Origin of the sequence: Bacillus sp. FSL W8-0920, assembly GCF_038593215.1 — a bacterium.
In the GTDB taxonomy this organism is placed as follows: domain Bacteria; phylum Bacillota; class Bacilli; order Bacillales; family Bacillaceae; genus Bacillus; species Bacillus pumilus.
The window spans coordinates 3314882-3327324 of the sequence record NZ_CP151974.1 but is presented as its reverse complement, the minus strand read 5'-3'; the positions used below and the strand labels follow the sequence as shown (position 1 = coordinate 3327324).

12 protein-coding genes are annotated in these 12443 nt (G+C 44.7%); 10 read left to right on the top strand and 2 right to left on the bottom strand.

Features of this window, described 5'->3' with window-relative positions:
- Positions 1-62 precede the first annotated feature (62 nt).
- Both kduD and kduI read right to left on the bottom strand, forming a co-directional pair.
- Complete coding sequence (gene kduD, locus NSS78_RS17115; RefSeq protein WP_212045608.1) at positions 63-836, bottom strand: 2-dehydro-3-deoxy-D-gluconate 5-dehydrogenase KduD; 774 nt, start codon at positions 834-836, stop codon at positions 63-65.
- A gap of 4 nt (positions 837-840) precedes the next feature.
- Positions 841-1668, bottom strand: a complete 828-nt coding sequence (gene kduI / locus NSS78_RS17110) for a 5-dehydro-4-deoxy-D-glucuronate isomerase (protein WP_309216010.1) — start codon at positions 1666-1668, stop codon at positions 841-843.
- A 262-nt stretch (positions 1669-1930) separates the two neighbouring features.
- Between kduI and NSS78_RS17105 the strand changes: the two genes are divergently transcribed.
- The 10 genes from NSS78_RS17105 to NSS78_RS17060 all read left to right on the top strand — a co-directional run bounded on the left by NSS78_RS17105 (position 1931) and on the right by NSS78_RS17060 (position 12319).
- A complete protein-coding gene (locus NSS78_RS17105) occupies positions 1931-2941 on the top strand; it encodes a LacI family DNA-binding transcriptional regulator (protein WP_309216009.1) in 1011 nt (336 codons plus the stop codon).
- Between the two features lie 83 nt (positions 2942-3024).
- Positions 3025-4041, top strand: a complete 1017-nt coding sequence (locus NSS78_RS17100; protein ID WP_309216008.1) for a sugar kinase — start codon at positions 3025-3027, stop codon at positions 4039-4041.
- Positions 4013-4612: a bifunctional 4-hydroxy-2-oxoglutarate aldolase/2-dehydro-3-deoxy-phosphogluconate aldolase gene (locus NSS78_RS17095; protein ID WP_309216007.1), complete on the top strand. Its 600-nt coding sequence runs from the start codon at positions 4013-4015 to the stop codon at positions 4610-4612. Before NSS78_RS17100 ends, NSS78_RS17095 begins: the two co-directional genes overlap by 29 nt.
- 118 nt (positions 4613-4730) lie before the next feature.
- The gene (locus tag NSS78_RS17090; RefSeq protein ID WP_050944379.1) at positions 4731-5186 is read left to right on the top strand and encodes a GNAT family N-acetyltransferase; all 456 of its coding nucleotides are present in this window, start codon (positions 4731-4733) and stop codon (positions 5184-5186) included.
- A gap of 67 nt (positions 5187-5253) precedes the next feature.
- Positions 5254-6255, top strand: coding sequence for a sugar-binding protein (locus NSS78_RS17085; RefSeq protein WP_212045605.1), 1002 nt, complete (start codon positions 5254-5256; stop codon positions 6253-6255).
- Complete coding sequence (locus tag NSS78_RS17080; protein ID WP_309216006.1) at positions 6252-7694, top strand: histidine kinase; 1443 nt, start codon at positions 6252-6254, stop codon at positions 7692-7694. The genes NSS78_RS17085 and NSS78_RS17080 overlap by 4 nt, the downstream gene beginning before the upstream one ends.
- Positions 7688-9106, top strand: a complete 1419-nt coding sequence (locus NSS78_RS17075) for a response regulator (protein ID WP_309216005.1) — start codon at positions 7688-7690, stop codon at positions 9104-9106. The genes NSS78_RS17080 and NSS78_RS17075 overlap by 7 nt, the downstream gene beginning before the upstream one ends.
- A 102-nt stretch (positions 9107-9208) precedes the next feature.
- Positions 9209-10474, top strand: a complete 1266-nt coding sequence (locus tag NSS78_RS17070) for an ABC transporter substrate-binding protein (protein WP_268459201.1) — start codon at positions 9209-9211, stop codon at positions 10472-10474.
- 55 nt (positions 10475-10529) lie between these two features.
- Positions 10530-11501 (top strand): sugar ABC transporter permease, encoded by a 972-nt coding sequence (locus NSS78_RS17065; RefSeq protein WP_309216003.1) that lies wholly within the window; start codon positions 10530-10532, stop codon positions 11499-11501.
- Positions 11498-12319 carry a carbohydrate ABC transporter permease gene (locus tag NSS78_RS17060; protein WP_050944374.1) on the top strand — a complete coding sequence of 274 codons (822 nt, stop codon included), beginning with the start codon at positions 11498-11500 and terminating at the stop codon, positions 12317-12319. Before NSS78_RS17065 ends, NSS78_RS17060 begins: the two co-directional genes overlap by 4 nt.
- The last annotated feature ends 124 nt before the right edge of the window (positions 12320-12443 follow it).

Here is a 12443-nt window from a genome sequence, read left to right as displayed (position 1 = left end):
TGGTGGAGAATTATGCAAATAGAAAAAAGAGAATCCCTGCAAATAGGAATTCTCTCGTCTGTTTATCTCGCAAGCCAGCCGCCATCAACCGCTAAAATATGACCGTTCATATAATCGGAGGCTGGTGAGCTAAGGAAAACAGCCGCACCGGCTAGATCCTCAGGCTTTCCCCAGCGCCCGGCAGGGATTCGTTTGAGAATCTCTTCATTTCGATTCTCATCGTCCCGAATGGCTTGCGTGTTATTGGTCGCAATGTAACCAGGAGCGATCGCATTCACTTGTATATGCTGGTTCGCCCATTCGTTTGCAAAAGCCTTCGTCAGCCCTGCGACTGCGTGTTTACTTGCTGTATAAGCGGGGACAAAGACGCCGCCTTGAAACGATAGAAGGGAGGCGATATTGACGATTTTCCCTTGCCCATTTTTCAGCATCTGCCGCCCAACCCTTTGGGTGAGGAAAAAGAGACTATTGATATTCACATCCATGACCGTATGCCAATCTTCCTCTGAATAATGAGCGGCCTGCTCTCTTTTAATGGTGCCAGCATTATTGATTAAAATATCGATCGTATGCTTTTGTAACATGGCATCGACAGCCTGCTTTGCAGTTTGAGGGTCGGAAAAGTCAACCTGAACCGCATGAAACGAGCGGCCCGCCTGTTCGACTAGCGCTTTCGTTTCCTCAAGCGGTGTGTGGTGGTATGTGCCAATAATATCTGCGCCTGACCTGGCAAGCGCCACAGCAATGCCCTGCCCAATGCCGGTTCCAGGACCTGTCACAAGGGCTGTTTTGCCTTCAAGAGAAAAGAGGGACGCTACATAGGATGCTATCGTCATCACATTACCTCAGCTGGTCCATTGGGACAAAGTCCATATCTTTAAACGTATAGTTCTCGCCCGCCATCGCCCAAATAAATGAATAATTCGCTGTACCCGAGCCTGAATGAATGGACCAGGCAGGAGAAATGACCGCTTCCTCATTGGCCACAACGAGGTGTCTTGTTTCAGATGGCTCCCCCATAAAATGAAAGACACGAGCATCTTCTTCGATATCAAGATATAAGTACACTTCCATACGTCGATCATGAATATGAGCGGGCATCGTATTCCACGTGTTATTGGTTTCCAGCTGAGTGATTCCCATCATGAGCTGACAGCTTTGGATGCCGTTTGCGTGGATGACTTGATACAGGTTTCGTACGTTTGAAGCAGACGCTTCCCCTAAGTGATTCGGTGTTAATTCAGCGATAGCTGCTTTTTGCGTAGGGTACGCTTGATGAGCCGTGGCGGATACAAGATAGAACTTGGCTCCCTCGCCGGATGAACTAGCAAACTGTACATCTTCGTGTCCAAGCCCAATATATAAGAAATCTTTGTGCTCCAGTACAAAGGCTTCACCATCGACAGTGACTGTTCCTTGACCGCCGACATTTACAATGCCGATTTCTCGTCTTTCAAGGAAATATTCTGTACGTAGAAAGTCGCCGGCATCTAATTTGAGCGGCTCTGTAGATGGCATGACTCCGCCAATCACCACGCGGTCCTCATGTGAATAGTAGAGCTTTAATTCACCGCTGACGAATAGTGTAGGAATATGAAAATGACGACGAAGTTCCTCTGTTGTAAAACGTTTGACCTGCTCAGGATGTACAGCATAACGATTTTCCATTTGAAATAAGCCTCCCTTTCCATCTGAAACAAAGTATGGGTATTTTATTTGGTATCGGTTTCAAGGAAAATTTTAGAGGAAAAAGAGCATGCCGTCAACCGTTATTTTGAAATCGCTTTCTTTTTGTTTATTTAAATGGTTTTTTGTCATCTCCAAGCAAAAAAATCTTCTGGAATTCAAGAAATTATGATATGCTCTTTTTAAGTTATTTGAAATCGGTTTCGAAACAAATGAGAAGACATTGATTGTGGGAGTTTTTTGAATGAAAGAGAAAAAGCAAACGAAAGTGACCATCAACGAAGTGGCCGCTTATGCAGGTGTTTCAAAATCAACTGTATCCAGATATATCAATGGCAGAACAAATGAAATTTCTACTGAAAAGGTCAAAAAAATTAAAAAAGCCATTGAGGAACTGCATTATCGTCCGAGTCAGCTCGCCCAAGGTTTGAAAGTAAGAAAAAGCAAGGTCATTGGGTTTATTGTAGCCGACATTACGAACCCATTCTCTGTAGCGACACTTCGCGGAGTCGAAGAAATTTGTGATGAATATGGATACAGCATCATGGTATGCAACACAGATAACCGACCAGAAAAAGAACGAGAAATGCTCCTCAAGCTGAATGCACATTATATTGAAGGGCTCATCATCAATACGACAGGTCACAACAATGACATTCTGCAGGATTTTAAGAAAAACGGTGTGCCGATTGTCCTTGTTGACCGGAAATTACCTGAACTAAAAGTCGACACAGTGACAACGAATAACCGTGATATCACCATCCAGTTGCTTCAACAAATGTATGAGAAAGGCTATGAGCACATCGCCTTCTTTACTGAACCGGTCGATGGAATCAGTCCTCGTGAAGAACGAAAAGAAGCATATGAACAGACAGCCATGAGTAAATATAAGAAGCCGCTCATTGCAGAAATTGATTTGAAACAAAAGGAACAACTGCGAGAAGAGCTTGTCCATTTTGTACAATCAAGCCAGCAAAAAAAAGCGATTTTAGCAGCCAATGGATTACTTATGCTGAAGCTGATCAGTGAGCTTGTAGAACTCGGGTTAAAGATTCCAGAAGATATAGGCATCGCAGGCTTTGATGATACAGAATGGTATAAGCTGATTGGGCCTGGAATCACAACGGTTGCCCAGCCATCTCATGAAATGGGGAAAGCCGCCATGCAAAAAATCAAGACTCGGCTTGAAGGGGATGAAAGTGCGCCCCAAACCATTCAGCTTGATGGAGAAATCATCGTAAGAAAATCCTTATAAACAGACAGAGAAGAGTATACATACGTGCATGCTCTCTCTTTTTCAACTAATTTGAAACCGGTACCAAGAAAGGGGAGAAATGAGTGAAAGCATTGGATGCGGTCACATTTGGGGAATCAATGGCGATGTTTTACGCAAAAGAAGCCGGAGAGCTTCATCAAGTGCATACATTTCAAAAGGCGCTTGCTGGTGCCGAAAGTAACGTGGCAGTCGGTTTGGCGAGGCTAGGTTTTGATGTGGGATGGATGAGCAAAGTCGGAGCAGATTCACTTGGCACATTTATTTTAGAAGAGCTTCAAAAAGAAGGAGTCGATACAAGTGCAGTGATCCGTTCAAATGATGGGTCTCAAACAGGGATTTTACTTAAATCCAAAGTGATGGATGGAGATCCTGACGTCACGTATTATCGCAAAGGCTCTGCTGCGAGCACAATGAGTCCTAGCGACTTTCCCGCGAATTATTTCAAACAGGCAGGACATCTCCATATGACAGGTATTCCACCTGCATTATCCAATGAAATGAGAGCGTTTTCTTTTCGTGCTCTTCAAAAGATGAAAGAAGCAGGCAAAACCATTTCATTTGATCCAAACCTTCGGCTGCAGCTATGGGAAGAGGAGGAAGATATGATCCATACAGTGAATCAGATCGCTTTTCAAGTAGATTGGTTTTTTCCGGGGCTTGCAGAAGGGCAAAGGCTCACAGGCTATCACGAGCCGGAAGAGATTGCCGATGTTTATTTGCAAAAAGGCGTCAAGCTTGTGGTCATTAAGCTCGGTGCAGAAGGTGCCTTTTATAAAAGTGCAGCCAGTCAGGGGATTGTGAGCGGCTTTTATGTGCCAAATGTCGTGGATACAGTCGGTGCCGGTGATGGGTTTGCCGTGGGGGTTATCAGCGGTTTACTGGACGGTTTATCATATGAAAAATCTGTGATAAGAGCCAATGCTGTAGGGGCTCTTGCGGTGATGTCTCCAGGCGATAAGGACGGCCTGCCTACTCGGGAAGAGCTTCAGGCCTTTATGAAAGACGCCAAACGATATCAGAGACGGGAATATATGAAGGGGGACGAAGGATATGGGAAAGTCAGCAAGTTTGAGCGTTAAAGAACATCTCGCGGCTTGTAAGCTGATCGCAGTGGTGAGAGCGGGGAGCGAAGCAGAAGGCATTCAGATCATAGAGCGTTTAAAGAAAAAGGGCGTTCGTGCCATTGAAGTGACGTATACCACGCCCAATGCGGAACGCATCATCGCATCCTTTCAGCATGAGCAAGATCTGATTGTAGGAGCGGGCACAATCACCACCCTTCAGCAGGCGCAATCAGCCATTGACGCAGGCTCGCAATTTATTGTCAGTCCAGGGTATCTCCCTGTCATTGGAGAGCATCTCTCATTTCACGACACACTCTATGTACCAGGTGTCCTCACCCCAAGTGAAATCATGCAGGCAAAAGCAGCTGGATACTGCTTGCTCAAGCTTTTTCCAAGCGGCTCCTTCGGTTTATCCTATATGAAAAACTTACAAGGCCCATTTCCAGACATTGAATTTATTCCAACGGGTGGGATTCATCCAGCTGATGTGCCAAAATGGCTGAAAGCAGGCGCAGTGGCTGTAGGGGTCGGAAGTCAGCTGGAGAGCAGTACAGCAGAAGAATTACAAGCGGTTCTTTCTTCATAAATAAGCGCTATCAAATGAACAACTGGCAGATGGATGCCGGTTGTTTGTTCGTTTATCTGACATAACAGCAGGTGAATGCTGACTCTTCACGTACAATATTTGTGAAGGAGTGATAGATGTGTACATTCAACAAGATACACTCACGGATGGACAAATAGAGCAGCTGATTACCGCTCATATAGAAGAAATGAAAGAGCATTCCCCGCCAGAAAGCATTCATGCCCTTCCGTTAGCTGATTTGAAAAAGCAAGATGTCACAGTGTGGAGTGTGCGGGATGGAGAAGAGCTTCTTGGCTGCGGAGCGTTAAAGGAGCTGTCAAGTGATCACGGCGAAATCAAATCCATGAGGACCGCAGCTCACCATATGCGAAAAGGTGTAGCAAGGTATATGCTGAACCATCTTCTCCAAGAGGCAAAAAGGCGCGGCTATTCACGTATCAGCTTAGAGACAGGTGCGATGTCTTTCTTCGAGCCAGCAAGAAAACTATATGAGAGTGTTGGGTTTTATATTTGTCCGCCTTTCGGTTCATATCACGAAGATCCAAACAGTTTATTTATGACAAAGGAATTATAGAGGTTGAGAGAGTATGCTTATAAGCAGCTCTTTTTTTATGCGCAATTTTTGAAAGGGGGAGGATGTGGTGAAAGTATCAAAGTGGATCGGGGTGGGTGCCTTTCTCACTTTTTGTGTCGTATCTGTCATTTTTTTAACATCATTAGGTCAAGATTTATTTAAAATTGAAAACGCTTCCGAAAAAGCGTCAACAACTTATCAATATCACTTTGTCCTTGTACCGGAGGAGCTTGATAACGAATATTGGCAGCTAGTACAAAAGGGAGCTGCTGATGCGGCAGCCGCTCATCACGTGTATTTAGAATATTTGGGTCCGAAGCAAGCCGATATAGACGACCATTTGAAAACCATTGATATGGCAATCGCAGGGCATGTCGATGGCATTATGACACAGGGACTTGATGCGAAAAAATACAAACCGCTTTTTCAGAAGGCGAGGGAAAAGGGCATTGATGTTGTCACCGTTGATACGGATGCAGAGGGGAGTAAGCGTCAAGTGTATGTAGGCACGGACAATTATTATTCTGGCTTTATCGCAGGACAGGCACTCATCGCAGATACAAAAGGCGAACAGTATGTAGGAATTGTCACAGGCAGGCTTGATGCCGTTCATCAAAAGCAGCGCGTCAAAGGGTTTCGAGATGCCGTCGCCGCTGAAAAACGCATTCATATTGCTGGAATAGAAGAATCAGCCATTACCAAATCAGGGGCCTCCGGTGCCGCGTATAAACTATTAAACGATCATGCGAAGCTTACCGCATTTTACGGCACGAGTGCATTAGATGGTGCAGGGATTATTCAAGCAACAGCGCAATATCAATCGTCCGCAGATATCTATGTACTCGCATTTGATACGTTGCCAGATACGATTCAGGCGCTCGATGATGGAGAGATTGATGCCGTCGTTGTTCAGCACCCTTATGAAATGGGCTATCAAGCAGTGGAATCGCTTGTGCGTTTGCAAAAAGGTGAAAAAGAAGAACCGCTTCAGTACACAGGAACGAGTGTGATTCGGCGCGAGGATCTGCCGCTGCAGCAAACAGACAGAAGGCAGGGGGTGCAGCCGTGAGAAGGATTCGAAGTAAATTGCTACTGGCATTTTTGACCCTTGTGTTCCTTGGCAATGTGGCCGCTTTTTTCGTCTATTGGAGCAGCTCGAATATCACATCAGAATATAGCAGAAGCTTTCGTTCTTTTCTCCTGCTTAATGATATATCGACAGAGGCAAAAACGATGTATGAAAAGGTCAATGCGTATGCGATTGAAAAGGATCAGCAGTTTGCCAAAGAATATCTAGCTTCAAAACAAAAAATGAAATCCTACGACCAGGCATTGCGAAAAGATGCCGGGCTTCATGCGGCCATTCCTTCTATCGAAAAATACCAATATATGATGCGGACGCTCATCAATGAAAGTGATGCGACCATGACACATGTAAAAGAAGGGAAAATCAAAGAATATGCAGCAAGTGTGAAGGAAGTAAGAACCGTCTCCTCCTACATACAAGAGCAAACGATGACCCTGCTTGATGATGAATTGTCTGAGTATCAAGTACTCTATCAATCTCTGCAAAAAAGACACCAAACCTATGCGCTCTTTACCCTATGTTTGTTTACGCTGTCCATTGGGGTCGCCTTATGGATGGCGTATATGATTGCTGGCGGGATATCAAGACCGATCGTCCATCTCTCTCGAAGCGTAAAGGAAGTATCAGAAGGAAACTTTGATGGAGCGAACTTGCATGTCACCTCAAAGGATGAAATTTCTGTATTAAATGAGGCTTTTCAGCGAATGCGACAAGAGATGAAAATGATGATTGAAGAGATGAAACAAAAGGCAGCCTTAGATCAAAAAATCAAAGACATGAAGCTGAAAACGCTGCAAAACCAAATGAACCCACATTTTTTATTTAATACCTTAAACATCGTCTCACGCATGGCTTACTTAGAATCAGCGGATGCCACATCGAGGTTGATCCAATCTGTTTCCACTCTCATGCGTTATTCGCTGTCAGCTCTCAGTGCATCCGTTACGCTCGAACAAGAAGTAAAAGTGGTCAAAGAATATTTTCATATACAAGAAACGAGATTTGCCGATCGTATCACATGCAAAACGATCATAGATGAATCGTGTTTATCTGTACATATCCCAAGTCTCACCTTACAGCCGCTTGTTGAAAATGCCTTTATTCATGGCGTCGAACCAAAGGAGGAAAACGGGCTTGTCGAACTCTCGATCTATCAAGAAGGCGGCTATGTGATGATTCGGATTCGGGACAATGGGATGGGAATCAACGAACAAGAGAAAAGGAGATTGCTATCAGAAAAAGAAGAGGAAGATCCAAACATCTTGAGTAAAGGGCACTCGACAGGGATCGGTCTTCAAAATGTGATGTCAAGGCTGCATTTGTTTTATGGGGTAAAAGATGTCCTGCAAATTGACTCAAAGCCAAACGAAGGCACCACCATTCAATTGGCTATTCCGATGAAGGAGGGACCATCATGCTGAACGTGCTGATTGTGGATGATGAAAAAATAGAACGGCTAGCGATGCGGAAGTTCATGACGGATTGGCTTCCAGAGTGTCATATCGCAGGAGAAGCTGAAAATGGAAAGAAAGCGGTTGAATTCGTGCGAACTGAGCCCGTTCATCTTGTGCTCATGGATATTCAGATGCCGGGAATGGATGGACTCACAGCGATCAAGCAAATCAAAGCGAGCAGCCCTCATACAAAATTTATTATGCTGACAGCCTACGATACGTTTGATTATGCCAAGCAAGCGATGCAAGAAGGGGTGAAGCAATACCTCGTCAAACCGGCTGACAAAGATGAAACCATCGCCGCCATTCGCACGGTTGCGGCAGAAATTCAGCAGGAGTCGTCTGAGCGGCAGGCGATGGCGGCCGGTCAGCAGTCAAATTGGCTCGAAGCTCATGTCATAAACGGTCAATCCTATACCTCAACGGAGTTTCAACAACTGTTTCATGAATTCGAAGCAGGTCTTGTCATCGCTGTACAGCGGACAATCGGGGATCAGCTGTTGATTGATTTACAGACATCTTCCCTTTTTCATACGGTGCCGATTCAGGTGAGTGGTGAGCTGTTTACATGTCTTATTTATCGTCACCAAGCGCCTGGTCAGTTAAAGGCAGATGTCCTGCAGGCGATTCGAACTGCCACAACAAGCGATCAGCCTTCACCTGTCGTTGGCATAGGACACCCGGTCTCAAATCCGCTTTATCTTCAGAAAAGTGCAGCAGAGGCGAAGCTTGCCTATTATCAGCGGAAAAAGAGCCCCGGCGTTGTTCGTTATGGTTTTTACCAAACAGAAGAACAGTCTCATCCATTGATCCATCTGCCTGAGCTTGCAGACGATATGATGCAGGCAATGGAAGAAGGGAGAAGAGAGGATGCGCTCGCTTTATTCGATGCCTTTGAGCTAGAGGGGGCGACCCTGTCACAACTAAAAGAGCTGCTGATTTTATTTAAATCACGGCTCCGAACAGACTGGCCAATATTAACGATCAGCACCGCTGCTGAATGCCGTCAGTGCTGTGAATATTTATTTGACGTGTACGAAGCAAGAAACCAGACTGTGAATGATATCGAGCGGGCAAAGCGCTACATCAAAACGCATTTTTGTGAACAGATCACGCTGGAGCAGACTGCCGCCTATGTTGATTTAAGTCCAACCTATTTCACAAAACGGTTTAAAGACGAGACAGGGCTGACATTTAAAGAATATGTGACCACCTGCCGGCTGGATAAAATCAAAAAGCTTCTCAAAGACAGCTCGCTTAGTTTAAAAGAAATTACCTATCAGGCAGGATATACAGACCCCAATTACGTCAGCCGTGTGTTTAAGAAGATGGTGGGTTGTTCACCGAAGGAATATCGAAAAAAGACCGTAAAAAAATGAAGAATTTCATAAAAAAGTGAAGAAGTTTGCCTAAAAAAAAGAAAGGATCTGCCATTATACTTATTGTGATAACGCTTACAAAATGAGGATGGGGGATCAATCATGAAGGTTAAATTAGGCTTTACGCTGTTAGTACTCTGTATGCTTATCGTCACTGCCTGTAGTTCATCGACGAGCTCAGATGCGAAAAAAGAGGGCGGAGCAGAGAAGCTCGACATTTTCTCTTGGTGGACTGGAGCAGGTGAGGAGGACGGACTGAAAGCACTCATTCAATTGTTTGAAGAGAAAAATAAAGACATCCCAATTGAAAATGCAGCCGTCGCAGGTGGTGCTGGTACAAATGCAAAGGCTGTTCTGACTAGCCGGATGCAAGGAAATGACCCGCCAGCTACATTCCAAGTACATGGCGGAGCGGAGCTGAATGAGAGCTGGGTCGCAGCAGGCAAAATGGAGCCTCTGGATGATCTATATGAAAAAGAAGGCTGGAAGGACAAATTTCCAGAATCACTCATCGACCTTGTCAGCAAAGATGGGAAAATCTATTCAGTACCAGTGAATATTCACAGGGGCAATGTGCTTTGGTATAACAAGAAGGTATTTGACGATGCAGGCTTAGAGCCACCAACGACCTTTGATGAATTTTTCAAAACAGCAGATGCATTAAAGAAAAAAGGCATTACACCGCTCGCACTTGGGGATAAAGAGCCTTGGGCAGCAACACATTTGTTTGAGAGTGTGCTGCTCGGCGTTTTAGGCGCTGACGGTTATCAAAAGCTTTGGGCTGGCGACATGAAAATGGATGACGCAAAAGTGAAGGAAGCGGCAGACATCTTTGGACGTATGCTTGAATACGTCAATGATGACCACAGCTCACGTAACTGGCAGGATGCCTCGCAGCTCGTAGCAAAAGGAGACGCTGCAATGAATGTCATGGGCGACTGGGCGAAGGGGTACTTTGTGAATGATCTGGATCTGAAGGTGAATAAAGACTTTGGATACGTGGCGACTCCTGGCACAGAGGGAAGCTTTATGGTGATCACCGATACATTTGGACTGCCAAAGGGCGTGAAACAGCCAGAAAACGTGAAGAAATTCTTATCTGTCTTAGGATCTGTGGAAGGACAGGATGCATTTAATCCGCTGAAGGGATCGATTCCAGCACGTGTGGATGCAGATGTTTCTAAATATGATGAATACGGAAAATCGGCGATGAAGGCATTTAAAGAATCAAAGCTGGCGCCGTCTCTCGCACATGGTTCAGCTGCTGAAGAAGGGTTTGTGACAAAAGCGAATCAAGCCGTCAATATCTTCGTCACACAAAAAGACAGCAGCCAGTTTGTTTCATCTTTAAAAGATTCAATGAAATAAAGACGAGGAGGCGGCGACTAAGCACCGCCTCTTTTTTAAAAAGGAGTGTAGCTTCATGCGTATGGATACATCGCCGATCACAAAAGCAGCAACACCCAAAGTCAAACATGTGCGGAAAAAATGGAGTGGGGATCAGCTGCTTGCGCTTCTATTTTTAGCCCCGTCGGCTATTTTATTATTCATCTTTGTTTACGGCTTTATTGGCTGGACTGGGTATGTGTCATTATCAAATTGGACCTCGCTTGTTCCTGATTTCTCTTTCGCAGGTCTTCAAAACTATATCATGCTGTTTCAAGATTTCCGCTTTCAGTCAGATCTTCGAAACACGGTCTTTTTCACTCTATTCTTTATTGGAGCCGTTATTGCCTCTGGGCTCGCACTTGCGATTTTACTAGATCAGAAGATCAAGGGTGAATCTCTATTTCGGAATTTATTTTTCTTTCCAATGGCCCTTTCCTTCGTTGTGACAGGGGTCGTCTGGCAATGGATTTTAAACCCGTCCACAGGGGTGAATCTATTTTTAAAGACGCTTGGTATCCAGCCTAAGTGGTACACGGATACGAACATTTTAGCTGGATTTGTCTGGGGGAAAATTGAGTTTGGTGTCCCTGCAGCAATGATTTCAGTTGTGATTGCAGCTGTTTGGCAGATGACTGGATTTTCTTTAGCAATGTATTTGGCGGGTTTGAGAGGCATTCCAGAGGAAGTAAGAGAGGCTGCTAGAATGGATGGCGCAACCGAGTGGCAGATTTACTGGAAGATTATTTTCCCTCTATTAAAACCGATAACTGCAAGTGTCATTATCATCATGGCTCATATTTCATTAAAGATTTTCGATTTGATTTACTCGATGACAGGACCGGGTGCAAACTTTGTCACAGATGTTCCGGGCGTTTACATGTTTGAAATGACCTTTAGAGGAAACCATTATGCAGGCGGTGCCGCCATCGCGATTGTGATGCTGATCTCTGTTGCGGTCTTTATCGTGCCATATCTCCTGTCGAGCCGGAAGGGGGCGTCATCATGACAGCTAGATGGTTTGTCCGTCCAGTCCTTTATGCATTATTGATTTTGTGCAGTCTGTTTTTTCTAATGCCAGTCTATGTCATGCTCGTCACAAGCTTGAAGCCATTAGGTGAAGTGACCCTTGAGAAAATGTGGGCGCTGCCGTCAACACTCGATTTTTCAAGCTATCAAATCGCATTTGAAAAGCTAGCGCCCAATTTAATGAATTCTCTTTATCTAGTCATTCCGGCTACCTTATTGTCAGCTGTCTTAGGGGCGATGAATGGCTATGTCCTATCAAAATGGCGTTTCAAAGGATCAGAAGTGGTCTTTACGCTGATGCTGTTTGGAATGTTTATTCCATATCAAAGTATCCTCATTCCACTCATTCAATTTTTACGCGAAGTCGGATTGTATAATTCGATTCCAGGTTTGGTGCTTGTCCATGTCGTATATGGACTCCCAATCACAACGCTCATGTTTAGAAACTTCTATGTGAGCATTCCTGATGAAATGATTGAATCGGCAAAAATGGACGGTGCAGGGTTTATCGGGATTTTCAGACATATGATTCTTCCGCTTTCGATCACAGGATTTGTTGTAGTCGCCATTTGGCAGTTCACAAATGTGTGGAATGAGTTCTTATTTGCAGTCACGATGACCACTGCGGAGCATCAGCCAGTGATGGTTGCCTTGCAAAATCTATCGGGCAGTCAAATTGTGCAATGGAACGTCCAAATGGCAGGGGCAATATTGGCCGCATTGCCGACACTCTTGGTCTATATTCTGCTCGGAAAATACTTTGTCAAAGGGCTTCTCGCAGGCTCTGTCAAAGGATGAAACATTTTAGTGTTATCGTTTTCATTTGGTGTACTGAAAGGATTGACTTCTCTTTAGATAGCGTCATAATAAAAGTTGAGACTTGCTAGTTTTCATCAAGCTTGGCAAGGATTATCAAAGGGTA

Bases quoted from the DNA above. Each gene is read 5' to 3' on its own strand.
- kduD (WP_212045608.1), bottom strand. From the start codon at position 836: ATGACGATAGCATCCTATGTAGCGTCCCTCTTTTCTCTTGAAGGCAAA.
- NSS78_RS17070 (WP_268459201.1), top strand. From the start codon at position 9,209: ATGAAGGTTAAATTAGGCTTTACGCTGTTAGTACTCTGTATGCTTATC.
- NSS78_RS17075 (WP_309216005.1), top strand. From the start codon at position 7,688: ATGCTGAACGTGCTGATTGTGGATGATGAAAAAATAGAACGGCTAGCG.
- NSS78_RS17060 (WP_050944374.1), top strand. From the start codon at position 11,498: ATGACAGCTAGATGGTTTGTCCGTCCAGTCCTTTATGCATTATTGATT.
- NSS78_RS17095 (WP_309216007.1), top strand. From the start codon at position 4,013: ATGGGAAAGTCAGCAAGTTTGAGCGTTAAAGAACATCTCGCGGCTTGT.
- NSS78_RS17105 (WP_309216009.1), top strand. From the start codon at position 1,931: ATGAAAGAGAAAAAGCAAACGAAAGTGACCATCAACGAAGTGGCCGCT.
- NSS78_RS17065 (WP_309216003.1), top strand. From the start codon at position 10,530: ATGCGTATGGATACATCGCCGATCACAAAAGCAGCAACACCCAAAGTC.
- kduI (WP_309216010.1), bottom strand. From the start codon at position 1,668: ATGGAAAATCGTTATGCTGTACATCCTGAGCAGGTCAAACGTTTTACA.